This window comes from Rhodobacter sp. 24-YEA-8 (assembly GCF_900105075.1).
In the GTDB taxonomy this organism is placed as follows: Bacteria; Pseudomonadota; Alphaproteobacteria; order Rhodobacterales; family Rhodobacteraceae; genus Pseudogemmobacter.
Genome location: NZ_FNSK01000001.1, coordinates 357,472 through 380,000 on the forward strand (window position 1 = coordinate 357,472; position 22,529 = coordinate 380,000).

A 22,529-nucleotide genomic window follows, 5' to 3' on the forward strand; every position below is an offset into this window, starting at 1 on the left:
TGGGCCGGATCATTCAAGGCGTTGAGGTGTCACGACAGGGGCATCGAGATCAAGAAAGAGCGCCTGTGCCTCTGAGGCCGGTCCGCGGCGAACACCCGTTCCCAATACACGGATCAGGCGGATATTTCTTCCCTGAGGGAAAGTCAGTACATCCCCGGGCCCGACCTCGCGCGACGGGCGCGAGACCGGGGTTCCGTTCACCCTTATATGGCCTTCTTCAACCACCAGCGCTGCCAGGGTCCTGGTTTTGAAGAATCGGGCCTGCCAGAGCCATTTGTCGAGCCGCAGTTTCGGCTTGCTTCCCGCTCTGATCCCGGAGGCCGGAACGGTCGAAGCCGGAGCGTTTCCGCCCCGGCCTTCTTTCGCTTTGCCGGCACCCGATCTGCCGCCGCCGGTTTTTGCCAAGGCTCAGACCTTGCCCTTCAATGCCAACAGCGCGGCGAAGGGGTTGTCGGGGTCGATCGGCTTGTCTTTGCGGGGCGGGCGGGCCTCGAAGGATTTGGCGCCTTCGTGACGTTGCGCCGGTTTGCCGTGCTTGCCGCCATGCTTGCCGCCACGAGTGTTGTCACGGCCGCCTTCACGATTGCCGAACTCCTTACGGGGGCCACGCTCACCGGATTTCTCACCGTCACGGCGCTCACCCTGGGGGCGGTCCCGACGTTCACCCTGGGGGCGGTCGCGGCGTTCGCCCTGCGGACGATCCCCTTGCGGGCGGTCCCCGCGCGGCGCACCACGTTCAGGGCGCTGGAAGCGCGGCTTCGGCGCCCAGGTGAAGGTGTAGAAGACCTCCATCTCGGGGGGCGCGGCTTCGGCCGATGCCTCACCTTCTGCCCCGGCTTCCGCTTCGGGGGCAGGTTCCGGCTCAGGCGCGGGCGCCAGCAGCGAGACCTCTTCCGGGATCGGCTGGCCGGAGGCAATCGCGGCCTCCAGCGCGGCGGCCACCTCGGCTTCCGGCGCCACGGCAGGCGTTGCCGCCTTTACCCGCGGGCGCTCGCCCTTTTCGGCCTTATAGCCCAGGCCGCCCATCAGATCCGAAAACTGCTCCAGCGTCATGCCGGTGATCGAGAGCATGTCCGGCACCGCTTCAAAACCTGCGCGGCTGTCTTTCTGGCGCAGGATATCGGCGAGGCGTTCCAGCATGTCGATGCGGATGGCGCGGGTTCCCGCCGGGCGGTAGCCCGAAAGCGCATAATGCTCTTTCGGCACTTCGGCGATGTTCGGAATGGTCACGAGGCCCGGGGGCGGGCTTTCGGGGAATTCCGAGAGACCGTTCCACAAGGACCACAGAACCAGCCGCAGCCGGGTCGGCGCGGGTTTCAGCAAAGCCTGCTGGAAGATCGTATACTGGCCGAACCGGATGCCGTGCTTGCGCAAAGCACCACGGGCTTCCTGGTCAAGTTCCTTGACCTCGGTTGCGACCTGCTCGCGCGGGATGACGCCAAGCGCCTCGGTCAGGCGGAAGGCAAAGCCCCGCGCCAGCCCGGTCAGCGTCTCGTCACGGCCAAGCGCCAGCAACGGCTCATACAGGGCGGCCACCTTGCGGTCGATGAAATGCTGCAACCGGCGGCGGACCTTTTCGATCACGTCATCGCCGGCTTCCTCATCGACGAAAGCCTCGACTGAGGGCTTCAGCGGATCGGCACCCTTGACGAGCTTGCCCACCGCCGAGCTGCCCCACATCAGGCCACCCTGTTCGGTGAAATCCATCTCGGTATCGGGCGCGTTGTAGAAGCGGTCCGCGCGCAGGCTGAATTCAGGCCTCAGCGCCTGGATTGCGGCCTGACGGAGGGTTTTGCCCTCATCTGCCGATGCGCTTGCGTCCTGCTGGAAGCGGAACCCTTCGAGCTTGCCGGTGAACTGGCCCTCGATGGTCACTTCGCCTTTGTCATTCACCTCTGCCACGAGGTCCTCCTTCTGCTTCAACCGGCGAAGCAATACGCTTGTCCGCCGGTCGACAAATCGTTGCGTCAGCCGCTGGTGCAGCGCATCTGACAGGCGGTCTTCTACCGCGCGGGTCTCGCCCCGCCAATGGGATTCGTCATCCACCCAGTTTTTGCGCTGCGCAACGTAGGTCCAGGTGCGGATATGTGCCAGGCGGCGCGAAATCTGGTCGATATCGCCATCGGTTTTGTCGATCCGGGCCACGGCTTTCGCCAGCCAGTCCGACGGGATGCGCCCGCCACCAATGCCGCGCCCGACAAGAAAGTCGAAGATCCGCGCCAGCAATGTGTGGTGATCGGTTTCCGAAATATTGCGGAAATCGGGGATGCGGCAGACATCCCAGAGAAGCATCACGCGTTTCGGATTGGTCAGCTTGTCGGCGACCTCTGGCATGGCGGAGAGCGCCTTCAGCGCCACGACATCATCTGCATCACGCGCGCGGCTCAGCCAGTCGTTGAAGGTTGGCTGCTCCAGCGAGCGGATCAGATGGCTGGCGGATCCGAAATCGAGATCGGCATTGCGCCACATCAGTTTCTTGACCGGTGCAAACTTATGCGCCTCGATCTGGTCGATCAGTTCCGAGGAAAACGGCCGCGCCTCGCCGGTGACGCCGAAAGTGCCATTCTCGGTATGGCGCCCGGCGCGGCCCGCGATCTGGGCGATCTCCTGCGGCAGAAGTGCCCGCATCCGCCGCCCGTCGAATTTCGAGGTCGATGCAAATGCCACATGTCTGATGTCGAGGTTAAGCCCCATGCCGATGGCATCGGTCGCAACCAGGTAATCGACATCGCCATTTTGATAAAGTTCGACCTGGGCATTGCGGGTGCGGGGGGAAAGCGCCCCCATCACCACCGCGCAGCCGCCCTTCTGGCGGCGGATCAGTTCGGCAATCGCATATACATTTTCAACAGAAAAGCCGACGATTGCCGATCTTTCCGGCATCCGGCTTATCTTTTTCGAACCAGACCAGGTCAAAGTCGAGAAACGGTCGCGTTTGACGTAAGAGTGGTTCTGCACCAGCCCGGCAATCGCGCCGCGCATGGTGTCTGACCCCAGAAACAGCGTCTCATGCAGACCGCGCGCATGGAGCAGGCGGTTGGTGAAGACATGGCCGCGCTCGGGGTCGGAGGCCAGCTGGATCTCATCGATACAGACGAAATCGGCGCCGATCTCGAGCGGCATCGCCTCGGTCGTGGCGACCCAATACTGGGTGCGATCCGGGATGATCCGTTCTTCACCGGTGACCAGCGCGACCCGGCTGACGCCGGCTTTGGCCACGACGCGTTCATAGACCTCGCGCGCCAGCAGTCGCAGCGGCAGGCCGATCACACCGGTCCGGTGTGTCAGCATCCGCTCGATCGCGTGGTGGGTCTTGCCGGTATTGGTCGGGCCGAGCAGCGCCGTCACGCGGCCACGCTCGTCTTTGCTACGGGCATCCATCAGATCAGGTTTCCCGCAGTCAGAGGGCCTGGCCCTCGAGTTGTTTTTCCAGCCGGCCGATGGCGCCTTTCACCTCGGGGATATGCGGGTGAATGGCCGCAGCCGACCGATAGGCGGCAAGGGCGCGTTCCGGCATATTCGATTCCTCAAGGATGGTGCCAAGGATGGACCAGGCCACGAAATGGCGTGGCTCATGTTCCAACACCCAGCCGAGATCTGCAATGGCCGGTCCGATCTCGCCATCGGAATAATAGGCCATCGCGCGGGTGGCGCGGGCCTCGATGAAATCGGGCGCGTGATCGACAGCCGCCGTCAGGTGTTCGATTGCGGCGGAGCTGTTGCCGGACTCCAGCGCTTGCGAGCCGCGACGCATCAGGATGTCGATGGTTGCCGATCCCGATTTGCCCGATTCGGTGAAGATCTCACCTTCGATCCTGAGGGCGGCGCCCTCATCGGCGTCCTTCAGCCGGTTATAGAGGTCGTCAAGCTTGTCTGCGTCCTGGGCAAAACCGCTTTGGGCCGCGAAAAGCGACAGGACCAGCGGAAATATTGCCGCAACGATATGATTGTGAAACCGGAACTGCGCTTTCATATAGGGGATCGTAACCGATCGGTGGCGAAATGCCAGCGGTCTCCGGGTAACGAAAGGGAGACGTGACATGAGCGACCTCATCGACAAGGCTGTCGAAAAGCTGGCAGCGAAACTGTCGGGCGGGTTCGATGGCGTGGCGAAATTCGTCATTACGGGCGAGGGGACGATCATGCTGGACGGCCAGGGTGTGCGGGCGGGCGATGAAGAGGCGGATGTCACGCTGACCGCCAGTGCCGAGACCTTCCGGGCGATTCTCGAAGGCGACATGAACCCGACCATGGCCTTCATGACCGGCAAGCTTTCGGTTGACGGGGCGATGGGCGTGGCGATGAAGCTCGGATCCGCCCTGTCATGACCGAAGCCGCGCCGCTGTTCGACAGTCTTGCCGATGGGCCCGAAGGCGGGCGCGCGGTCTGGCTCCGGACATCGGACGGGGTGCGGATAAGGCTTGGCTATTGGCCGGGGGGGACGCTGGGCACCGTGGTCCTGCTGCCCGGCCGCACCGAATATATCGAGAAATACGGGCCCGCCGCGCGCGAGATGCACCGGCGTGGCTGGTCGATGGTCACGCTGGACTGGCGCGGCCAGGGCCTGTCGCCGCGCGCGCTGCCCGATCCCATGCTGGGCCATGTCGAGCATTTTACCGATTATCAGCGTGATCTGGATGCTGTGCTGAGCTGGATTGCCGCAGAGGGTGCAGAGCTGGGTGTGAGCGGCCCCCTGATGCAGATGTCGCATTCGATGGGCGGGCTGATCGGGCTCCGGGCGCTGACGCGTGGGCTGCCGTTCCGGGCCACTGCCTTTTCGGCGCCGATGTGGGGGATTCGCATCCCGGTCTGGGGCAAGCCGCTGGCCGGGCTGATGCAACGCCTGCCGCTCGCTTTGCCGCAGGATCGCGGCTATGCGCCCAGCACTTCGGCGCAAAGCTATATCCTGCGCACAAGTTTCGAGAAAAATCACCTGACCGGTGACGCGCCGACCTGGTCCTGGCTGCGCCGGCAGCTGGAAACCGAGCCGGGGCTGCGGCTTGGGGGGCCATCGCTGGGCTGGTTGCGCGATGCGTTGCGGGAATGCGCCCGGATGACGCGGATCCCTGCGCCGGCTTTGCCCTCGCTGGTGGCGCTTGGCAGCCGTGAACATATCGTTCTGCCCGGCCCGATCCTTAGGCGGATGCGGGCCTGGCAGGGCGGGCGGCTGGATCTGTATCCGGGCGCCCGTCATGAGGTTCCGATGGAAACACCGGAGCATCGCGCGCGGTTTTATGACAGCGCGCATGACCTGTTTTCAGCCGCGCTCGGCTGAGGTCAGGGCGGTAAGATCAGCCGCCGCAGGTATCGCAGACCAGTGATTTTGACCCCGGATCACGGGAAAATTCCAGGCTGCTGTCATCCGGCCCGGTCAGAACCAGCGTCTCGCCCCGGATTTCGGCGCCGGTCATTGCGCCAAGGGCGGTCAGATAGGCATGTTCATCTGCCATGCGGTCACAGGCCATGCGTGTCGAGGCAATCGCGGTCAGCGCGAGCGCCGGCAGCTCGGCCTGGTTCGGCCCGAAATAGCGGTTGCAGGGCGCCTTGCCGGAGATCTGGCCGTCGGCATCAATCGCAAAGCTGGCCTCATAGCTGACGCGCACACCGTCCTGGGCGATCACAAGCCATTCGCCGCCGGAAATGGTTTCGGCGGATCTGGCAGCGCCTGCGGCGCAAGCAAGGGTGGTGGCCAGGGCTAGGGACAAGGCAGTGGAGCGGCGCATCTGATCTCCTTCCGGGTGATTCCCGGTCTTGTGACAGGAGCCAGCTTTGCACGAAGTGCCCGTTCCTGAAAGCCCGGGCGCGCGATCAGAAGGACGCGGGCTTTGCCTCACGCGCCATATGGTCAAGGACTGCATTGACGAAAGCCGGCTCGCGGCCTTCGGGGAAGAAAGCACGGGCGATGTCGACGAATTCGTTGATCACCACTTTTGGCGGCGTGTCCATCTGGGTCAGTTCGGCCCCGGCGGCGCGGAACAGCGCCCGGATCACCGGATCAATCCGGTCAATCGGCCATTTCGCCACCAGCGCGCGGTCGGTCATCTGATCGACCAGCGCCTGCCAGTTGACCGCATGTTCGACGAGGCTGCGGAACAGATCGGTATCGCCTTCGGCGAAATCGCCCTCTTCATAGCTGGCGCCGAAGCGATGGGCTTCAAACTCGCGGCTGACGGCTTTGACCGTCTGGCCAGAGATCTCCATCTGGTAGAGGGCCTGAACCGCGTAGAGCCTCGCGGCCGATTTCATCTGGCGTTTTTCTTCGCGCGAGGTCATGGGGCCGTTCCGCTGTTCATTTGGCTTCTTAACACAGGCGGGTCATTTGCGCCAATGTGGGCGCAGACGCAAGAGCCAGCGCGGTTGTTCTCGTGGCGTCAGGCGAAGACCGCAAGGCTGGCGGCAAAGGCCAGCTGCTGACTTGCGCCAAGGATATCGCCGGTCTGACCGCCAATGCGTCGTGCCGCCGAGGCGGCCAGCAGCCCGCAGATGACCAGCACCGCCGGCAGCGCGGGGAGTGCCTGACGCCCGCCAATCGCCAGCGCGAGCCCGCACCCGATCACTACCGCCATCAGCGCCGTGGCAAGCCCAGGACGGCCGCTCGCTGCCGAAAGCCCGGTCGGGCGTGCCGACGGCAGCGCCGCCATGATCGCCGCCATCGGCGCGCGTGACAATGCGGCGGCCACCAGCAGCGCCGGCACGGCCTGCCCGGTGCGGATCAGCGCGGTGAGCGCCGACCAGGCGGCCAGCGTTACCAGCAGCAGCGCGAGGGTTCCAAAGCTGCCGATATGGCTGTCCTTCATGATCTCGAGCCGGCGTTCCCGCGTGCGGCCTCCGAAAAGCCCGTCGGCGGTATCGGCGAGCCCGTCTTCATGCAGCCCGCCGGTGACCATCGCCATCACGCCCATCGCCATCGCGGCGATCACACCGGGCGAGAGCCTTGCCGCCTCTCCAAGCCAGATCACTGCCACGCCGATCGCCCCGCATATGAGGCCGACCAGCGGCCAGGCCCAGGCGCTTGACGCGCCGCTGTGGCGATGCGCCGGAACCGGCAGCCGGGTCAGCAGCGCAAAGGCCGAGGGAAGATCCTGGAGGATGCGCCCGGCGGGGAAGCGCGCGGGTTGCGGGCTGTTTTGGGTCATCTGGGCTTTCCGGCTGGAACGGAGCATCGTCATGGGGTAACCGCTGGGCGCGGCGGGATCAACTCCCGCCCCTGTCCTGCGCCTTTTCCGGCGTCTTGTAATGGCGCCGCTTTCCCGGAGAACTCCATGCAAAGCCCGGATCCGGTCACCCTCGCTGAGTTTCGTGCCCTTTGTGCCGCACTGCCGGCCCCGGATGCGGGCGCCGTCGCGGCGGCCAGGGCGCGTGATGCCGTTCTGACCAAACCCCCCGGCGCGCTTGGCCGGCTGGAAGAGATCACCCGCTGGCTTGCCGCATGGCAGGGCCGGGCAGTGCCCGAGGCCGGGAGGGTGCAAATCACGGTTTTTGCCGGCAATCACGGTGTGACGGCGCGCGGTATTTCGGCCTTTCCGGCCGAGGTGACGGTGCAGATGGTCGAGAATTTCCGCCAGGGCGGGGCGGCGATCAACCAGCTCGCCCGGACCTTCGGCGCAGAGCTTGAGGTGATCGCGCTGGATCTGGACCGCCCGACCCGGGATTTTTGCGCAGCCCCTGCGATGGAGGAGGCGGAGCTTGTCGCGGCGCTGCGGGCTGGCTGGCAATCGGTGCGCCCCGGCACCGATCTTTATATCGCGGGCGAGATGGGGATCGGCAATACGACATCGGCGGCGGCGCTGTCAGCGGCGCTTTTCGGACATGATGGCGGGACTGCGGGCTGGTGCGGTCGCGGCACCGGGCTGGATGATGCCGGGTTGCGGCGCAAAGAGACGGCGGTTGCACTGGCGCTTGCTTTGCATGACGGGCATCTGGCAGACCCTTTCGAAGCGCTGCGCCGGCTTGGCGGGCGGGAGGTCGCGGCGATGACCGGTGCCGTGCTGCATGCCCGGGTGCTGCGGGTGCCGGTGCTGCTTGACGGGTTTATCGCCTGTGCAGCGGCGGCGGTGCTGGAGCGCGCGCAGCCCGGCGCGCTCGATCACTGTATGGCCGCCCATCAAAGTGCCGAGGGGGCCCATGGCAGGCTTTTGCAGGCGATTGGCAAAGAGCCGCTGTTGTCCCTGGGCCTGCGGCTCGGCGAAGGTTCGGGCGCAGGGGTCGCGCTTGGCCTGGTGCGGGCGGCGCTGGCCTGCCACTCCGGCATGGCGACCTTCGCCGAGGCCGGAGTCAGCGGTGCCTGAGCTTGCCCTTTTCGAACATCTGACATGAAAAAGGGGCCGGATGATCCGGCCCCTTTTTCAGTTCTTAAACAGTCTGGCGCTCTCAGCCTTTGGGCATTTCCAGCGCGACCAGCCGGCCACCTTTCTGATAGCGCACCTCATTCTGGGTGATCGCCCTGACCTGACCGCCGTCGATCCGGTCGCCGACCGAGACCTTGTGATATTTGCCATTCGCGGTCCGCACTAGGGCGTAGCGTTTGGAGGGCTGGCCATAGACGCCGATCAGATTGATTTTCGACAGATTGATCGCCTTGGCATAGGTTGCCTGTTTCGCGACGCTGGCCTTGGTCGGGATACTCGGTGCCGGGCCGGATGCGACTTCCGGCTCGTCAATCTCATCATGCTCCTCGGGTTTCGCGGCGGCCTTGCCCTTCGGCGCCGGCTGGGGCGCAGGGGCAGAGGCGATCTCGACCGGTGCGGGCGCGGGCTCCGGGGAACGAACGGCTGCGGCAACAGCCGCCTCGATGGCCCGGCTGAAATCCTGCGGGCGCGCGGCGGGGCGCCGCGAGATTGTCATCAGCGACGGATTGGCCAACTCGGCCGCGCTGAGCCCGGCTGTTGCAGGGACAGTGGCCGAGGCAAGCTGGACTTCTTCTTCATTGGCAAGCGAAGCGGCAGCCGTATCGGCACGGGCCTTTGCACTTGCAGCTTCGACAATGGCGGGGCGCTGCCGGGGGCGCAGACCGGCGAAATCAACCGGAGCAGTTGCAGGTTGCAGGGCCGCGTCATCATCGGTCGCGGGCCGGTCAGGACGGGCGCGGGGGCGCCGGTCGGCAAGTTCGGGATCGGGCTGGGCTACGGGTTCCGTCGTGGCGGCGGTGACGGTTGCCGGGGCGGTGCCGACAGCCCCTCCGGCCAGAGACGGATTGCCCGTCGCTCCCGCGGGGGCGGCAGCGGTCTCGCCCGCCGAAGCGGCGGCGGAGCCCGGCGCGGTTCCGGAGGAGGCTTCCGGTGCAGCCGCCGGTGCAGGGGGGGCTGCAGGGGCAGAGGCTGCTGCTGTGGCGGCAATGGCGGCTTCGGTGGCTGCGGCACTGCGCGGCGGTGGCACGCGCGGCGGCTTACCCTCGAAAAGCATATAACCGCCGGGGGTTGGCAGCCCCGCAGCGGTTGGCATCAGCATCTGGTTTTCGTCATACCGATAAACAGTGCCAAAAGGCGGCGGCGGCATCGGCGCCCCCGGTGGCGCTTCGGCCGAGGTGTCAGGTCCGGGAAGGGACAGTGCATCAAAGGCGGGCGGCGGCGCATCCGAGCTGGAGAGGAAGATCTCATCCTCGGCATCAAGCAAGGCAACCGCTGCGGGACTTTCGCTCTCCAAAGCGGTTTCGGGCGCCGGATCCGTCGCGGCATCAGGCATGTCTGCCGCATCGGAATTGGTCGCAACCTGTTGCGTCGTCTCGCCTTCTGCCTCGGGGTCAAGCCCGTCAGCCAGCATCTCGTCATCCACGCTGACCGTTGAGCCCTCGTCTGCGGTGGTGGCGGCAAACTGGGTCTCTTCCTCGCCCGAGGTGCGGTTGGACGAGAGGTAGAAGGAGGACCAGGCCGCAACAAGAGCGAGGCAAAGCAACAGGATCGCGGTCAGGATCAGACCCAGGAAGCGAGGCTTGCCCCTGGTATTCCGGGTTGCAAAGGGCGACTGGCTGAGGCTGCGGGCGGCGTCATCGGTGCCATCGGCCGCGCGGGGCCTGGCGCCGGCCGGCATCTGGCCTGCGGCGACAGATTGCGCGCGGGTCTTGCGGGTGCCGGGGATGGACGGCGCGGTGATGAGGCCGGCAAGGCCGCCAGCACCGCGTGCGGTCCTGGCCGCAGCGCCTGCAGCGCCGGCGTTGCGGGCTGGCGCCGCAAACCCGGCCGGCGCGCCCGGTGTCGCAGTCGATGTTGCCGTCGGCGCCGGAGCAGCCCGCGCGTCATCACCGGCCGTTGCCTGCGGAGCGGAAGCCCTGGCGGAATGCGGCGCTGTGATCTGGGCACCCCTGCCAGAACGGCTATAGGCGGCAAGCGTTGCAGCCGAAGGCGCGGGCGGCAGGTCGTCGTCGGGCTCCCCGATCAGATCCGCGGTCTTGCCGGCCGCAGCGGTCTGAACCGCCGGTTGCACGCGTGGGGCGGAGGCCGGGCCAGAAGCCTGGTTCAGAGCCGAGGCCCGCGCAAGAGGCCCGGGCGCGGCTGGTTGTCCAGCCGCCGGCGTAAGCCCGGCCATGCGGCGCGCCAGATGCGGCAGCGGGGGCAGATCCGGGGCCTCGTCGGCCTCGGGGAAGGTCGTGCTATCCGGCACATGTGCGAAGGGCGCCTCATCCGGGTCCGCCTCGACAGGAGAGGCTGCAGGTGCGGCCGGGACCGCAGTCGGGGCCGGGACTGTTGCGGAAACGGCTGGCGAAACGGGGGCCTGGACCACTCCGGCAGTCAGGTTTACCCGCGGCGAAGTGGCAACGGGGGCGGGCGGCGCGACCGAAGGCTCGGCGGCGGGGGCCGCTACGCTGCCAAGCGGCGTGATTTCTGTGATCGTGACGCGCGGGCCTGGCGCCTGAGCCACGGGGGCGGCGGCAGGTGCCGGCGCGGCCGTTCGGGCAAAGGGGGCTGGTTCATCGAAGCCATTGTCAGCATGCAGCGGCAATTCAGCCTGCGCCTCGCGTGCGGCCGTCGGAACAGCCGCTGCAGCCAGAGTTCCGCCAGGGGCGACTTCCGGTGCCTCTTCCACAGATGGGGAGGCCCTGGCCTCATCCGGGGGTGATTCTGCTGCCGGTTGCGCCGCAGGCTGCTGCTCTGCTTCGGCGGTTGCGGTCGCGCCGGTCGCAGGCCAGTCCTGTGCAGCGGTGGCGGCATCATTGCTTTCCGCTTCGGCTTCGGGATGCGATTCGCTCTGGCTTGCGGCTTCGATCTCGGCCTGGCGTGCGGCTTTCGCGCGGCGGCGGGCGGCGCGGGCCTCGTCGATCAGCAAAATGGCGGCACTGTCGCGCTCGATCTCCTCGCCATCCGCGAGGAAATTGCGGGCATCTGCGGCTTCGCCAAACCAGGGTTCGCCGTCGAATTCGCTCTCGTCTGGGATAGCAACGAAGGCGACAGGGCTGAATTTATGAGTGGTTGCAAAGGCTTCCGCCTCGGCCAGGGTTTCGCGCGCCACGGCGGCAACCCGGGCGGTGCGACCTTCGCCCCGCAGCCAGTCCCAGACGATTTCATCCGGGCGGTACGGCGTCCGCGACACAAGCGCATTGGTGATTTCCTGCGCGGTACGGGCGTCATCGCCGCCAGAGATATCCACCTCGGTATAGAGAATCTGCGAAGCGGGAATCACCAGCTTGGTCGTGAAGCCGCCCGGCGAGAGGCCAAGAGCGGTCTTGCGCATGTAATCAAGCGCATCCTCAAGATCGGATGCGTCGAAGGGTGTTTCACCAATCTTCAGCCAGCCCTTCGCCGTCCGGTGCAGAAGCGCGATGCTGGTATCGGTGAAATTGAGGGCAAAATCTGGTTTCATTCCACAGGCCTAGCACAGGACAACTGGGCGCGGAAACGCGCCCGGACGGGATCACTCCTACCTATAGCAGCTTTTCGCCGAATAAAAGAAAAAGACCCGTGAGCAGACCAGGGAATGGTCTTCGACATGCGTTAATGTTCTGTAAGCAGTCGCAGTGATAAGGAGTCTTCCATGCGTATGCGGTCTTTGTTCAAAACCTCTCTTTCGGCCGCGGCCTTTGGCGCGGCGCTGATCGCGGCTTCGCCGGTGCTGGCCGACGGCAAGGCGATCATCACCGTCAATGGTGAGGCATCGGTGTCAAAGGCGCCTGATATGGCGACGATTTCGGTCGGGGTCACCTCGGTCGGGGAGAATGCGGGTTCGGCGCTGAAGCTGAACTCTGCCGAGATGGAGAAGGTGATTGCGCGCCTGAAAGAGCTGGGCGTGGCCGAGGGTGACATGCAGACCTCGGGCCTTTCGGTCAATCCGAACTGGTCGAATTCCTATTCGTCTTCGGGCACACAGAAGATCGATGGCTTTACCGCGATGAACTACCTGACGGTGGGGATCCGCGACCTGGATAAGCTGGGCGCGACCCTTGATCAGGTTGTGACCGATGGGGCGAATACCCTTAACGGCGTCACCTTCGCGCTGGTCGACCCGCGCCCGGCGCTGGATGAGGCGCGCAAGCTGGCCGTGGCCGATGCGCGCGCACGGGCCGAGCTCCTGGCAGAAGCGGCCGGGGTCAAGCTGGGCGATCTGGTCTCGCTGACCGATGGCGGCGGCTATAGCGGTGGCCCGGCGCCGATGTTCAAGGCGGATGCCGCTTCGGTCCCGGTGCAAAAGGGCGATGTCAGCTATCAGGCGACCGTCACCATCACCTGGGAAATCGGCGGCTGATCCTGTCGAATATCCTGCGGCGGGGATAACCCGCCGCAGGGCTTTACCTCAGCGGCTTTTGCCGGTGGCGGCGGTGATCGCCTGATCGAGATCGGCGATGATGTCATCGGCATTTTCGATTCCGATCGAGACCCGCACCACATTCGGGGCAGCGCCCGCCTTGACCTGCTGTTCTTCGGTCAGCTGGCGATGCGTGGTCGAGGCCGAATGAATGATCAGCGACCGCGTATCACCGAGATTCGCCACATGGCGGAACAGCTTCAGGTTGTTGATCAGGCTGACACAGGCGTCATAGCCGTCCTTCAGCGCGAAGGTGAACAGCGCCCCGGCGCCTTTCGGCGTGATCTTCTTCACCTTCTTATAGGAGGGCGAAGATTTCAGCCCGGCCCAGGTGACGAATTCGACGCGGGGGTCAGCCTCAAGCCATTCCGCGACCTTTTTCGCATTGGCGACGTGACGCTCCATCCGCAGACCCAGCGTCTCGATCCCCATCAGTGTGTAATGCGCGCCCTGCGGGTTCATCGTCATGCCCAGATCCCTGAGCCCGACCGCAATGGAGTGGAACGTATAGGCCATGCCGCCCAAAGTCGGGTGGAAGACGAGGCCATGATAGGCGGGCTCGGGCTGCGAGAGCGAGGGAAACTTGTCGCTTGCAGACCAGTTGAACTTGCCCGAATCGAGGACGATACCGCCGGTGACGGTGCCATTTCCGGTGAGGTATTTCGTCGCCGAATGCACGACCAGAGTGGCGCCAAGCGCAATCGGGTTGCACAGGTAAGGCGTCGCGGTGGTGTTGTCGATGATCAGCGGGATCCCTTTGCGGTCGGCGATCTTCGCCAGTGCAGGGATGTCGGTGATATAGCCGCCGGGATTGGCAATCGTTTCGGCAAAGATCGCGCGGGTGTTCTTGTCGACGGCCTTCGCCACCGCGCCCAGATCATCGGTGTCTACGAATTTGGCCGACCAGCCAAAGCGTTTGATGGTCTGGCTGAACTGGGTGATGGTGCCGCCGTAAAGCCTTGTCGAGGCGACGATATTTTTTCCTGGCCCCATGAGCGGGAACAGAGCCATGATCTGTGCTGCATGGCCTGAAGAGCAGGCGATCCCACCCACAGCGCCTTCCAGCGCCGCGACCCGGGCGACCAGTGCCGAGACGGTCGGATTGGTCAGGCGCGAATAGATATAGCCGATCTCTTCCAGGCCAAAGAGCCGCGCCGCATGGTCCGCATCTTTGAACTGATAGGCCGTGGTCTGATAGATCGGTGGGTTGATGGCGCCCGTCACTGGGTCCGGGGTTGCACCGGCATGAACTGCCAGTGTGTCGAAGCCATGCGGCTTCGGCTCGGTATTTTCGGTCATATGGTCCTCCCATGCTCCGGTCCGGCGCGAGGTTAGGCAAAGCCAGCGGGCGCGGCAATGTCTGGTTGCGGTCAGGATCTCCGCAGTTTTCATAAGGATCGTGCAAATATGACATGCTGCCCGGTCGGGCGAGTGGCTTTGCACCCGTGTCACAGGGCCCGCCCTCAGGCGCGGTCATCCTTCGGGCTGCCCATCACGACATAAGAAGTGACCGAACGCACCTGGGGCAATGTGCCAAGGATCTCGGTATGCCAGTGCTTGTAACTAGCCAGATCCCGCGTCTCGACCCGCAGCAGATATTCCACCGCGCCGGTGACATTATGACATTCCCGCACCTGCGGCGCGAGGATCACCGCGCGCTCAAACGCCTCCTGCGAGGCCTTGGTATGGGTGTTCAGCCCGACGGTGATATAGGCGATGAACCCGATCCCAAGCTTTTCCGGGTCCAGCACCGCCCGATAGCCCCGGATGACGCCGATGCGCTCCAGATCCTGTACCCGACGCAAAGTGGCTGAGGGCGAGAGCCCGATCTTTGCCGCCAGCGCCAGATTGGTCAGTCGCCCGTCTGCCGTCAGGGCGCGCAATATCTTTTCGTCTATCTGGTCAACACTCGTCATAAGTTGCAAATATTGCCATTCAGGTCGCATCTTTGCAATCAGATTGCGGCGGATCCGGGCAATGTTTGCGCCATGACATATGAAGCTTTCCTCGCCCTTCTGGGCTTTGCCATGGCCACGACCTTCACCCCGGGGCCGAATAATATGATGCTGATCGCCTCGGGGGTGAATTTCGGCTTTCGCCGCACCATCCCGCATATGCTGGGGATCTGCCTCGGCGTGGTGAGCCTCGTGCTCCTGACCGGGCTGGGCGTTGCTGGCCTGTTCCGCCTCTGGCCGCCCGCGCTGAACGTGCTGAAAGGGCTGTCGGTCGCCTATATGCTCTGGCTCGCCTGGAAGATTGCCATGTCTTCGGCGCCCGGAGAGCGCGGCACCGGTGCGAAACCGATGACGCTGATACAGGCGGCGGCGTTTCAATGGGTGAACCCAAAGGCCTGGGCGATGGCTCTGGGCGGGGTTGCCGCCTATGTCCCGCATCCCGATGCGGGATCGCTCGCCCTTGCCGCCATTGCCTTCGCGCTGGTCTCGATCCCGTCCACATCGACCTGGGCCGCAGCGGGGCAGGGCTTGCAGCGCTGGCTTTCACATCCTTCCCGCCTGCGCATCTTCAACTGGACGATGGCGGTGCTGCTGGTTCTGTCCCTCTGGCCGGTGATCACGATGAAACTGGCACAGTAAGGCAAAGGGCCAGGAAGGGCGGGGCCAGCTCAGCCCGTTCTGCCTCCTGGCCCCTTTATGGCGGGGGTCTGCCCCCGTGTGCTCAGCGGTTGCGAGTGTCCACCGGATAGGCGGTCGTGAACTTCATCCGCTCCATCGCGAAATGCGAGGTCAGGTTCTTGATCGGCACAGCATCGGTCAGCCGTTTGTACAGCTGGTCAAAGCTTTCCATGTCCGCGACCGAAACCCGCAACAGGTAATCCATCTCTCCGGCCATGCGGTAGACTTCCATCACCTCGGGGAACTGCCCGACAGCCCGCGAGAACGTATCACGCCAGGTCGCCGAATGATCGGGCGCCTCAATGCCGATGAAGACCGTCAGGCCAAAGCCCAGCCGCGCCGGGTTTGCCAGCGCCACCCGTCCGGTCAGGACGCCATTGGCCTCGAGTTTCTGGATACGCTTCCAGCAGGGCGTCTGCGACAGGCCGACCCGGTCCGCGATCTGCGCCACGGGCAGTGTCGCGTCGCGCATCAGTTCGGCCACGATCTTACGGTCGATCAGATCGAGATTGTCCATCTGTTGCTCCTGCATTCGGCAGTGGGTTCGTTCTCATTCTGGTCGCATAAATACAATTTTGTCTACTGGTTAAATCGTCTTTAATGCTATCCAGGGAAACTGGCCCGGAATCCCTTGTTTTTCGCGGGCAATCATTCCAGATGAACCCGTCGAACGGGGAAAACCTCGCTTTGCCAGATTGATTCGCGCAGACTGTGTCCATAGGCTTATCCGTATGATCACCCAGAAAATGAAATATGCCCTCAAGGCCCTTCTCGTTCTTGGTGACGAAGCCGGCAAAGCTGAGCCCGTGGCGCTGACCATCGAAGAGATCGCGCGCCGCTCGGGCACGCCGAAACGATTCCTCGAACATATTCTGCTTGAGGTCAGGAATGCCGGGGTGATTGCGTCGACGCGCGGGCGCTCGGGCGGCTATTCGCTGATCAAGAAACCGGTCGAGGTCTCGATCTCAGAGCTGTTGCGGCTGATCGACGGGCCGATAGCGCCGCTGCCCTGCCTGTCGCGCCGTGCCTATCAGCGGTGCGAGGATTGCACCGATGAGGCGAGCTGCCGCATCCGCAAGATCTTTGCCGAGGTCTTCTGGTCCTATCTGGTGATCATCGAATCACTGACGCTTGCCGACATGCTGCGCTCGGACAAGGTGGCCGAACAGGTTCTGGGCGGCTGACCCGGCGGCCTGGCCGGCCGAAAGGCTGGTCGCGGCAGTTTCGGCCAGGGGCAGTATCGGAAGCGGGTGGACTGCATCTTATAGTGACAGAGCGCATCCGATAGCGGCGCCCTGTTCCTGGTCGGTTATCGTTACCGGCCGGAGAAAAGGCCGGTCTGCGGCCCGCGATTCCCCCTGACCTGATCCTTCTGTGAAACCAGCCCGCCGCTGGAACGATGGTTTCTGGCTGCGATTTGCGCGAGGCGTAGAATTTTCTTCTCTCTGGGCGGGGTATTTCACCAGAAACATTCCTTTGCAAATAACGAGTAATCCTGTCGTTATTATGTTTATTGGCTGGCATGGTGCCGGACAGGACAAGTGCAGGAGAGTGCAGGATGACCGCAGCATTCGCTTTCGGAACGCCCGCAACGGGCAACGCTTATACCCCCATCGGCCGCCCGGCCCAGGGTCAGGGCATGTCCGGCACCTGTGTCGTTCGCCTGATCGACCGCCGCACCGGGATGACGCATCGCGTCAATGGTACGCCGCTGGTGATCTTCACCCGGCGCCCGTCCGAGGCGGTAGCCGAACTGCTTTCCGGCCGCGACCGGTCGGTCTGGGAAGCCCGCATCGACCCGATCGAACCGTAAGGAGGGCACACCCATGACACATCAGACCCTTTTCGGCCTTGTGCCCTTCCTGCAGCTGCCGCGCAGCCGGGACGCACAGGGCAACAAAACCACCTTGCAGGAGACAGATATGACCATCCAGGCCCCCCGCATCGACACCCCGCGCGAGACCCGTTCGACGATCCTTTCCGGCTTTCGCAGTCTTGAGGGCTGGCCGGTTTCGCGGCTGATCCGCGGTGCCGTGGCCGGGATCGCCCTGGTCGTGGCCGGCGCTCTCGCCGCGCCCGTCCAGGCGGAATCGCTGCTGAACGTCTCATATGACCCGACCCGCGAGCTTTACCGCGAGTTCAACGAGGCTTTCGCGAAATACTGGGTCGCCGAAGGAAATGAAGCGCCGGAGATCGAGGTCTCGCATGGCGGCTCCGGCGCGCAGGCCCGCGCAGTGGTCGAGGGGCTTGACGCCCAGGTGCTGACCCTTGCGCTTGGCGGCGATATCGACCGCGTGGCCGAGACCGGCAAGCTTCCGAAAGACTGGCAGACCAAACTGCCGCATAATTCCTCGCCCTATACTTCGACCATCGTGTTCCTCGTGCGCGAAGGGAACCCCAAGGGGCTGAACGACTGGGGCGATCTGCTGAAAGACGGCGTCGAGGTGATCACGCCGAACCCGAAAACCTCGGGCGGGGCGCGCTGGAACTACCTCGCCGCCTGGGCCTGGGCCGAAAAGAACGGCAAGGATCCGAAGGACTTCGTGAAAGCGCTGTTCGAACATGTGCCGGTGCTCGATACCGGGGCGCGCGGTTCGACCACCACTTTCGTCCAGCGTGAAATCGGCGATGTGCTGCTCGCCTGGGAAAACGAGGCCTATCTTGCACTGCAGGAGATCGGCGAAGACAGTTTCGACATCGTCGTGCCGAGCGTCTCGATCCTGACCGAACCGCCGGTCGCCCTGGTCGAAGGCAATATCAAGAATGAAGAACAGCGCAAACTGGCCGAGGCCTATCTGAACTATCTTTACAGCCCCGAAGGCCAGGCGATTGCGTTCAAGAACTTTTACCGGGCCTGGGACACATCGGCCGCCAATCCGGAAGATGTGGCACGTTTCCCGAAGCTTGATCTGGTGACCATCGCCGATTTCGGCGGCTGGGAAAAAGCCCAACCCGAGCATTTCGGGGATGGCGGTACCTTCGACCAGATCTACGTAGCAAAGTAAGGATCCGGGATGGGCAGGCCTGTCGTCCACAGATCTCCGATGCCGGGCCTCGGCCTGTCGATGGGGATCACCTTCACGATGCTCTCGATTGTGGTTCTCCTGCCCATCGGCGCCCTGCTTTTGCAGGGCGTCAGCTATGGGGCCGAAGGGATCTGGGCCACGGTCAACCGCGAGCGCGTCTGGAAGGCGCTGTATCTTTCCTTCCGCCTGTCCTTCTACGCGGCGGTGTTCAACCTGATCTTCGGGGTGATCCTCGCCTGGGTGCTGGCGCGCTATCGTTTTCCGGGCCACCGGATCCTTGATGCGGCCGTCGATCTGCCCTTCGCGCTTCCCACCGCCGTTGCCGGGATCGCGCTGACCGCGCTTTACGCGCCCAATGGGTTTTTCGGCGCAAGCTGGACCCATACCATTGCGCCGGTGCTGAATGCGGGCCTCGCCTGGCCCGAGGCCGCGCTGAATCTGCTGGTGACCGGCCTTGGGTTTGAACCCTGGTCGCTGCAGGTGCCACCGCGCATTGCCTATTCGACAATGGGGATCTTCATCGCGCTGGTTTTCGTGGGCCTGCCTTTCGTGGCCCGCACCGTGCAGCCGGTGATTCATGAAATCGAACGCGAAGTCGAAGAGGCTTCGGCAACGCTGGGTGCCTCGCGCCTGCACACGCTGCGTCATGTGGTCTGGCCGATGCTTTTGCCGGCGGCGCTGACCGGTTTCGCGCTCTCGCTGGCGCGGGCGGTGGGTGAATACGGCTCGGTCATCTTCATCGCGGGCAACAAGCCGCTTGTGACCGAGATCGCGCCACTCCTCATCGTCATCCAGCTTGAAGAATTCAGCTATGATGGTGCCGCCGCCATCGGCATTGCGATGCTGGTGATCTCTTTCGCCATGCTCCTGGTGATCAACCTGATCCAGGTCTGGAGCCGCCGGAGAATTGGCTATGTCTGACCTGAGCCACGCAACCCCCGCCCGCCGTTTCCGCGCCCCGACCGAAGAGGCCCCGCTGGCACGCTGGCTGCTGATCGGTTTCGTGACGCTGGCGCTGGCGGTGCTGGTCTTCGCACCGCTGATCGCGATATTTGTTGAGGCGCTGTCAAAAGGCTGGGAAGCGGCCTGGAAGAGCCTTTTCAGCCGCGAGGCCCTGCCGGCGATCAAACTGACGCTGACGGTTGCCGCCATCGCGGTGCCTTTGAACGCGGCTTTCGGCATTGCCGCCGCCTGGTTCATCACCAAATTCGACTTTCGCGGCAAGGCCTTCCTGATCACGCTGATCGATCTGCCTTTCTCGGTCTCGCCGGTTGTTGCGGGTCTGTGCATCGTGCTGCTGTTCGGGGCCAATACCGCAATCGGCGCCTGGCTGGTGGCACATGGTTTCCCCATCGTCTTTGCATTGCCGGGCATCGTGCTGGCCACGGTCTTCGTCACTTTCCCCTTTGTCGCCCGCGAGTTGATTCCGGTGATGATCGAACAGGGCCGTGCCGAAGAAGAGGCGGCGCTGACCCTGGGCGCTTCGGGCTGGCGGACCTTTCTGACCGTCACCTTGCCGAATATCCGCTGGGCGCTGCTTTACGGTGTGCTGCTCAGCAATGCCCGCGCGATGGGTGAGTTCGGCGCTGTCGCCGTGGTTTCAGGCCGGCGCGAATCTGCAACGACCATGCCGCTCAAGATCGAGATGTTCTATAATGAGTACCAGGGGGCCACCGCTTTTGCGATGGCGGGTCTGCTTGCCTTCCTCGCGTTGCTCACACTTCTCCTCAAGACCTGGCTCGAAAACCGCCATGCCGGAGAGCTCTCCGCCAACCGGCGCGGACATTGATTTCCCCTTGATCTGAATACTCCCGGGTGTGGGGCAGAGCCCCACCGCCAGCAGCCACAGGAGCCGCCCTTGAAAATCGAAATCGACGAAATCTCGAAAGCCTTTGGCACCACCGCCGCGCTTACGCCGGTTTCTCTCTCGATCCCGTCGGGCGCGCTGGTGGCATTGCTGGGCCCGTCGGGTTCAGGCAAGACCACGCTTTTGCGGATCCTTGGCGGACTGGAATTTCCGACTTCGGGGCGGGTGCTGTTTGATGGCCAGGATGCGACCGGATTGACGGTGCAGCAACGCCGTGCGGGCTTTGTGTTCCAGTCTTATGCGCTGTTTCGCCATATGACGGTGTTCGAAAACATCGCATACGGGCTCAGGGCGCGGAAACGTGCGGTTCGTCCGCCAAAGGCGGAAATCACCCGGCGGGTAACGAAATTGCTGGAGCTGATCCAGCTTCCCGAGATCGGCGCGCGCTATCCGAGCCAGCTCTCCGGCGGTCAGCGGCAGCGTGTGGCCCTTGCGCGGGCGCTGGCGATCGAGCCCAGGATGCTCTTGCTGGACGAGCCCTTTGGTGCGCTGGATGCGAAAGTGCGCAAGGAATTGCGCCAGGGGCTGCGCGATATCCATGACGAGACCGGGCTGACCACAGTCTTTGTAACCCATGACCAGGAAGAGGCGATGGAACTGGCCGATCTGGTGGTGGTGATGTCCGGCTCGCAGACCGGCGGGCGGATCGAACAGATCGGCAAGCCTGCCGATATCCGCGCCCGTCCCGCGAGTGATTTCGTCCGCAGCTTTATCGCGGCCTGATCACGCCCCGGGCCGGCCGGGCCATGGCCGGGGTTGAGATCCGCGAGACTACCAGCCCAGCCGGATCGCGCCTTCGGTGATGTCGCAGGCAAGGCTCAGGCCGCGCGCCCGGATCTCTGTAACGGCGAGTGCGAATTGCACATGCGAGGCGGCAATCGGTGTGCCTTCGCAGTCTCTGGAAGGCAGCCCGGCGAAGGCGGGGCTGAACATATCCCAGAAACGCGGCTCAGCCCGCATCCGTGCGGCTTCCGCGATGATCTGCCAGCCGCCAGAGGCGTGACCGCCCTCCTTTTGCGCGGCGCTGCTTTGGACGGCGCGGATGGTGCCGCCATAGGGCAGGGCGCTTTCCAGACATTGCAGCAGCAGGAAGGCCAGTTTGACATCGCGCCGGTCAAGATCGGTGCCGCTGGACCAGTCCAGTTTCAGCCGGCCGCCGCGCGACATGGCCGAAAGAATGCCGGTGACTTCGCTGCGCGCGATGCGCTGATCGGTGCCAGCGAGGCCGAAGGCCACCCGGAAGAACCGGATCCGGGCATTCGCGCTTTCGACACTTTCGGCAATCAGCGCCAGTTCAGGCGAAGCGGCGCTGCGATCCATCATCATAAGCTCGACCCCGTTGCCGATCGCGCCGATTGGGCTGATAAGGTCATGACAGATCCGTGATCCGATAAGCGCCGCGAGATCGGTTTTGTCTTGCATCTGATAACCCCGGGAAATTGCTAAATGAATTCTCTCCTGGAACCTGGTATGTTCGTGAGCTGCCCGTCGCGTCCCGATTGGGGGCTGGGGCAGGTGCAGTCAAATATCGCAGGACGGGTAACGGTTAACTTTGAACACGCGGGAAAGCAGGTAATCGACAGCAGGTATGTGGATCTGCGTCCCGAATTCGGTATCTGAAAAGCGTGGAGTGTTTTTCCAGAATTATCAAGGATTAACGGCATTGTGACCGCAACGGGCAGCGCACGCCGTGGCGACTGGATCGCGTCAGACCAGTCATTTCCGCCAAATTCGCGCCCTCGTGGCAGAACTCTGATCACAGAGCTTTAGATTGCAACAAGACTGTTACATGATTAAGTCAGGAAGAGAGCCGGAACAGTGTGGCACGGGGGAGACCCGGTGCCACCAGCGCCAGAGACGTCCCTCATAAAAAGTCGCCTCCTGACGATATGCTTGCCGAAGAACCCAACTATACGCTCCGCCTCGCGACGGAAGTGGTCGATATTTTCGCAGCCCAGCGTTTGCGATACCTGGTCTTTGTCGAGGAGCTGGGCGCCAGCGGCGGCATGATCGATCATGAACGCCGGATCGAGACCGATGCCTTTGACGCGATCTTCGACCATCTCGTGCTGATCGATAAACGCATCCCGCCCGAGACCGGCGATCATGTGGTCGGGGCCTACCGGCTTTTGCCCTGTGATCGGTTGCCCGAGGGCGGGCGCTTCTATTCCGAAGATGAATATGACCTGGCGCCCTTGCGCGCGACGGGGCGGCGCCTGCTGGAACTCGGTCGAACCTGTGTTCATCCCGACCACCGCGGCGGGGCTGCGA

At 64.0% G+C, this 22,529-nt stretch carries 24 protein-coding genes (1 of these 24 running past the window's edge); 13 read left to right on the top strand and 11 right to left on the bottom strand.

Annotated features, from left to right (window positions below):
- Positions 1-9 precede the first annotated feature (9 nt).
- The 3 genes from BLW25_RS01790 to BLW25_RS01800 are packed head-to-tail and all read right to left on the bottom strand — an operon-like array spanning position 10 to position 4,042.
- A complete protein-coding gene (locus tag BLW25_RS01790) occupies positions 10-405 on the bottom strand; it encodes an RNA-binding S4 domain-containing protein (RefSeq protein ID WP_253188159.1) in 396 nt (131 codons plus the stop codon).
- Between the two features lie 3 nt (positions 406-408).
- Complete coding sequence (locus BLW25_RS01795; RefSeq protein WP_253188160.1) at positions 409-3,381, bottom strand: helicase-related protein; 2,973 nt, start codon at positions 3,379-3,381, stop codon at positions 409-411.
- 19 nt (positions 3,382-3,400) lie between these two features.
- Positions 3,401-4,042: a tetratricopeptide repeat protein gene (locus BLW25_RS01800; protein ID WP_253188162.1), complete on the bottom strand. Its 642-nt coding sequence runs from the start codon at positions 4,040-4,042 to the stop codon at positions 3,401-3,403.
- On the opposite strand from BLW25_RS01800, the gene BLW25_RS01805 reads away from it, so the two are divergent.
- Positions 4,041-4,328: an SCP2 sterol-binding domain-containing protein gene (locus BLW25_RS01805; RefSeq protein ID WP_092895810.1), complete on the top strand. Its 288-nt coding sequence runs from the start codon at positions 4,041-4,043 to the stop codon at positions 4,326-4,328. The two genes, BLW25_RS01800 and BLW25_RS01805, sit on opposite strands and share 2 nt — an antisense overlap.
- Positions 4,325-5,275, top strand: a complete 951-nt coding sequence (locus BLW25_RS01810) for an alpha/beta fold hydrolase (protein WP_092895812.1) — start codon at positions 4,325-4,327, stop codon at positions 5,273-5,275. The genes BLW25_RS01805 and BLW25_RS01810 overlap by 4 nt, the downstream gene beginning before the upstream one ends.
- 16 nt (positions 5,276-5,291) lie before the next feature.
- Here BLW25_RS01810 and BLW25_RS01815 read toward each other — a convergent pair whose 3' ends face one another.
- The 3 genes from BLW25_RS01815 to cobS form a co-directional block, all read right to left on the bottom strand.
- Positions 5,292-5,723, bottom strand: a complete 432-nt coding sequence (locus BLW25_RS01815; protein WP_171909454.1) for an META domain-containing protein — start codon at positions 5,721-5,723, stop codon at positions 5,292-5,294.
- A gap of 85 nt (positions 5,724-5,808) precedes the next feature.
- Positions 5,809-6,273, bottom strand: a complete 465-nt coding sequence (nusB, locus tag BLW25_RS01820; protein ID WP_092895816.1) for a transcription antitermination factor NusB — start codon at positions 6,271-6,273, stop codon at positions 5,809-5,811.
- A gap of 98 nt (positions 6,274-6,371) precedes the next feature.
- Complete coding sequence (gene cobS / locus BLW25_RS01825; RefSeq protein WP_092895818.1) at positions 6,372-7,136, bottom strand: adenosylcobinamide-GDP ribazoletransferase; 765 nt, start codon at positions 7,134-7,136, stop codon at positions 6,372-6,374.
- Between the two features lie 126 nt (positions 7,137-7,262).
- Here cobS and cobT point away from each other — a divergent pair, with 126 nt between their 5' ends.
- Complete coding sequence (gene cobT / locus BLW25_RS01830) at positions 7,263-8,288, top strand: nicotinate-nucleotide--dimethylbenzimidazole phosphoribosyltransferase (protein ID WP_092895820.1); 1,026 nt, start codon at positions 7,263-7,265, stop codon at positions 8,286-8,288.
- A gap of 82 nt (positions 8,289-8,370) precedes the next feature.
- Here cobT and BLW25_RS01835 read toward each other — a convergent pair whose 3' ends face one another.
- Positions 8,371-11,793, bottom strand: coding sequence for a hypothetical protein (locus tag BLW25_RS01835; protein WP_092895822.1), 3,423 nt, complete (start codon positions 11,791-11,793; stop codon positions 8,371-8,373).
- Between the two features lie 171 nt (positions 11,794-11,964).
- On the opposite strand from BLW25_RS01835, the gene BLW25_RS01840 reads away from it, so the two are divergent.
- Positions 11,965-12,672 (top strand): SIMPL domain-containing protein, encoded by a 708-nt coding sequence (locus BLW25_RS01840; RefSeq protein WP_249498701.1) that lies wholly within the window; start codon positions 11,965-11,967, stop codon positions 12,670-12,672.
- A 48-nt stretch (positions 12,673-12,720) separates the two neighbouring features.
- Here the strand turns inward: BLW25_RS01840 and BLW25_RS01845 are convergent, their stop codons facing one another.
- Both BLW25_RS01845 and BLW25_RS01850 read right to left on the bottom strand, forming a co-directional pair.
- Positions 12,721-14,031 carry an O-acetylhomoserine aminocarboxypropyltransferase/cysteine synthase family protein gene (locus BLW25_RS01845; RefSeq protein WP_092895824.1) on the bottom strand — a complete coding sequence of 437 codons (1,311 nt, stop codon included), beginning with the start codon at positions 14,029-14,031 and terminating at the stop codon, positions 12,721-12,723.
- A 164-nt stretch (positions 14,032-14,195) separates the two neighbouring features.
- Positions 14,196-14,648, bottom strand: coding sequence for an Lrp/AsnC family transcriptional regulator (locus BLW25_RS01850; RefSeq protein WP_092895826.1), 453 nt, complete (start codon positions 14,646-14,648; stop codon positions 14,196-14,198).
- A gap of 72 nt (positions 14,649-14,720) precedes the next feature.
- Between BLW25_RS01850 and BLW25_RS01855 the strand changes: the two genes are divergently transcribed.
- Complete coding sequence (locus BLW25_RS01855; protein WP_092895828.1) at positions 14,721-15,326, top strand: LysE family translocator; 606 nt, start codon at positions 14,721-14,723, stop codon at positions 15,324-15,326.
- 82 nt (positions 15,327-15,408) lie between these two features.
- Here BLW25_RS01855 and BLW25_RS01860 read toward each other — a convergent pair whose 3' ends face one another.
- Complete coding sequence (locus BLW25_RS01860; RefSeq protein ID WP_092895830.1) at positions 15,409-15,882, bottom strand: Lrp/AsnC family transcriptional regulator; 474 nt, start codon at positions 15,880-15,882, stop codon at positions 15,409-15,411.
- 214 nt (positions 15,883-16,096) lie between these two features.
- Between BLW25_RS01860 and BLW25_RS01865 the strand changes: the two genes are divergently transcribed.
- The 6 genes from BLW25_RS01865 (at position 16,097) to BLW25_RS01890 (ending at position 20,981) form a co-directional block, all read left to right on the top strand.
- Complete coding sequence (locus BLW25_RS01865) at positions 16,097-16,549, top strand: RrF2 family transcriptional regulator (protein ID WP_092895832.1); 453 nt, start codon at positions 16,097-16,099, stop codon at positions 16,547-16,549.
- Positions 16,550-16,923: 374 nt separating this feature from the next.
- Entirely contained in the window at positions 16,924-17,178 is a 255-nt protein-coding gene (locus BLW25_RS01870; RefSeq protein WP_092895833.1) for a hypothetical protein, read from the top strand.
- Positions 17,179-17,191: 13 nt separating this feature from the next.
- On the top strand, positions 17,192-18,370 hold the full coding sequence (locus BLW25_RS01875) for a sulfate ABC transporter substrate-binding protein (RefSeq protein WP_253188164.1): 1,179 nt from the start codon (positions 17,192-17,194) through the stop codon (positions 18,368-18,370).
- Positions 18,371-18,379: 9 nt separating this feature from the next.
- Positions 18,380-19,312, top strand: coding sequence for an ABC transporter permease (locus BLW25_RS01880; RefSeq protein ID WP_092895835.1), 933 nt, complete (start codon positions 18,380-18,382; stop codon positions 19,310-19,312).
- Positions 19,305-20,180, top strand: a complete 876-nt coding sequence (gene cysW / locus BLW25_RS01885) for a sulfate ABC transporter permease subunit CysW (protein ID WP_092895837.1) — start codon at positions 19,305-19,307, stop codon at positions 20,178-20,180. The genes BLW25_RS01880 and cysW overlap by 8 nt, the downstream gene beginning before the upstream one ends.
- 69 nt (positions 20,181-20,249) lie before the next feature.
- Positions 20,250-20,981: a sulfate/molybdate ABC transporter ATP-binding protein gene (locus BLW25_RS01890; RefSeq protein WP_092895839.1), complete on the top strand. Its 732-nt coding sequence runs from the start codon at positions 20,250-20,252 to the stop codon at positions 20,979-20,981.
- A gap of 48 nt (positions 20,982-21,029) precedes the next feature.
- Here the strand turns inward: BLW25_RS01890 and BLW25_RS01895 are convergent, their stop codons facing one another.
- On the bottom strand, positions 21,030-21,680 hold the full coding sequence (locus BLW25_RS01895) for a histidine phosphotransferase family protein (RefSeq protein ID WP_092895841.1): 651 nt from the start codon (positions 21,678-21,680) through the stop codon (positions 21,030-21,032).
- A 24-nt stretch (positions 21,681-21,704) separates the two neighbouring features.
- Between BLW25_RS01895 and BLW25_RS01900 the strand changes: the two genes are divergently transcribed.
- Complete coding sequence (locus tag BLW25_RS01900) at positions 21,705-21,878, top strand: DUF3553 domain-containing protein (RefSeq protein WP_092895843.1); 174 nt, start codon at positions 21,705-21,707, stop codon at positions 21,876-21,878.
- A 269-nt stretch (positions 21,879-22,147) separates the two neighbouring features.
- Positions 22,148-22,529 carry the start of an L-ornithine N(alpha)-acyltransferase gene (locus BLW25_RS01905; protein WP_092895845.1) on the top strand. Its footprint extends 401 nt past the window's final position, so only the first 382 of its 783 coding nucleotides appear in the window; the start codon lies at positions 22,148-22,150; the stop codon falls past the right edge of the window.

Coding starts and splice junctions, on each gene's coding strand:
- BLW25_RS01795 (WP_253188160.1), bottom strand. CDS start 3,381: ATGGATGCCCGTAGCAAAGACGAGCGTGGCCGCGTGACGGCGCTGCTC.
- BLW25_RS01805 (WP_092895810.1), top strand. CDS start 4,041: ATGAGCGACCTCATCGACAAGGCTGTCGAAAAGCTGGCAGCGAAACTG.
- BLW25_RS01800 (WP_253188162.1), bottom strand. CDS start 4,042: ATGTCACGTCTCCCTTTCGTTACCCGGAGACCGCTGGCATTTCGCCAC.
- BLW25_RS01810 (WP_092895812.1), top strand. CDS start 4,325: ATGACCGAAGCCGCGCCGCTGTTCGACAGTCTTGCCGATGGGCCCGAA.
- BLW25_RS01815 (WP_171909454.1), bottom strand. CDS start 5,723: ATGCGCCGCTCCACTGCCTTGTCCCTAGCCCTGGCCACCACCCTTGCT.
- nusB (WP_092895816.1), bottom strand. CDS start 6,273: ATGACCTCGCGCGAAGAAAAACGCCAGATGAAATCGGCCGCGAGGCTC.
- cobS (WP_092895818.1), bottom strand. CDS start 7,136: ATGACCCAAAACAGCCCGCAACCCGCGCGCTTCCCCGCCGGGCGCATC.
- cobT (WP_092895820.1), top strand. CDS start 7,263: ATGCAAAGCCCGGATCCGGTCACCCTCGCTGAGTTTCGTGCCCTTTGT.
- BLW25_RS01835 (WP_092895822.1), bottom strand. CDS start 11,793: ATGAAACCAGATTTTGCCCTCAATTTCACCGATACCAGCATCGCGCTT.
- BLW25_RS01840 (WP_249498701.1), top strand. CDS start 11,965: ATGCGTATGCGGTCTTTGTTCAAAACCTCTCTTTCGGCCGCGGCCTTT.
- BLW25_RS01845 (WP_092895824.1), bottom strand. CDS start 14,031: ATGACCGAAAATACCGAGCCGAAGCCGCATGGCTTCGACACACTGGCA.
- BLW25_RS01850 (WP_092895826.1), bottom strand. CDS start 14,648: ATGACGAGTGTTGACCAGATAGACGAAAAGATATTGCGCGCCCTGACG.
- BLW25_RS01855 (WP_092895828.1), top strand. CDS start 14,721: ATGACATATGAAGCTTTCCTCGCCCTTCTGGGCTTTGCCATGGCCACG.
- BLW25_RS01860 (WP_092895830.1), bottom strand. CDS start 15,882: ATGGACAATCTCGATCTGATCGACCGTAAGATCGTGGCCGAACTGATG.
- BLW25_RS01865 (WP_092895832.1), top strand. CDS start 16,097: ATGATCACCCAGAAAATGAAATATGCCCTCAAGGCCCTTCTCGTTCTT.
- BLW25_RS01870 (WP_092895833.1), top strand. CDS start 16,924: ATGACCGCAGCATTCGCTTTCGGAACGCCCGCAACGGGCAACGCTTAT.
- BLW25_RS01875 (WP_253188164.1), top strand. CDS start 17,192: ATGACACATCAGACCCTTTTCGGCCTTGTGCCCTTCCTGCAGCTGCCG.
- BLW25_RS01880 (WP_092895835.1), top strand. CDS start 18,380: ATGGGCAGGCCTGTCGTCCACAGATCTCCGATGCCGGGCCTCGGCCTG.
- cysW (WP_092895837.1), top strand. CDS start 19,305: ATGTCTGACCTGAGCCACGCAACCCCCGCCCGCCGTTTCCGCGCCCCG.
- BLW25_RS01895 (WP_092895841.1), bottom strand. CDS start 21,680: ATGCAAGACAAAACCGATCTCGCGGCGCTTATCGGATCACGGATCTGT.
- BLW25_RS01900 (WP_092895843.1), top strand. CDS start 21,705: ATGAATTCTCTCCTGGAACCTGGTATGTTCGTGAGCTGCCCGTCGCGT.